This window comes from Cupriavidus sp. 05T313, assembly GCF_056396665.1.
On the sequence record NZ_JBFTLX010000576.1, the window covers coordinates 1 to 585 of the forward strand.

The 585-nt window shown below is 61.2% G+C and carries 2 protein-coding genes; both read left to right on the forward strand.

The genetic code is table 11. The features are described 5' to 3' along the window. A partial coding sequence (locus AC1DKD_RS41825) for a hypothetical protein (protein WP_477144807.1) occupies nucleotides 1-221 on the forward strand: 221 nt, incomplete at its 5' end. 97 nt (nucleotides 222-318) lie between these two features. After that, entirely contained in the window at nucleotides 319-582 is a 264-nt protein-coding gene (locus AC1DKD_RS41830; RefSeq protein WP_441629623.1) for a hypothetical protein, read from the forward strand. Nucleotides 583-585: the final 3 nt, after the last annotated feature.

Here is a 585-nt window from a genome sequence, read left to right on the forward strand (position 1 = left end):
AAGAACTCGACGCCCGCGCCATGCGCGCCGTGCGCGGCGGCTTCGTGCCCTTCCTGCCCGTGTTCAGCGCSGTCAAGATCGACTCKACCTTCAAYGCYKMRCAACTGATCGGCCAGACGCAGAACGTCACCAACATGAATGGCAACAACGCGGCCTTCGTCGACGACATCAAGTCGCATGTCMMYTCGACSCAGAACGCCCAAAACAACATCTATCGCTGAACGGCCCGGCAGACGCGGAGGCGGCCCCGCCACCTCCGCTGCCAACCAGCCACTCAGGAACATTTCAAGTCATTCAGTGAAGCCAAGGAGAACCACCATGCCATCCATCATCGTGYGCGACCTCGCCCTGACCCAAGAACTCGACAGCAAGTCCATGACCGCGGTGCGCGGCGGAAATTCCTGGCTGCAAGGACTGGGCCCGGTGGCCAACGTCAATGTCAACGTCAACCAGAACATCGCCCAGYTGCAAAGCATCAACGTGAACACGCTCAACAACGTCGGCGTGATCGGCTCCGGCTTCGGCCCGCTGAGCATCGACGTCAACCCGTCGCAATGGGCCGCCACCCACGCCAAGGTTTGAACG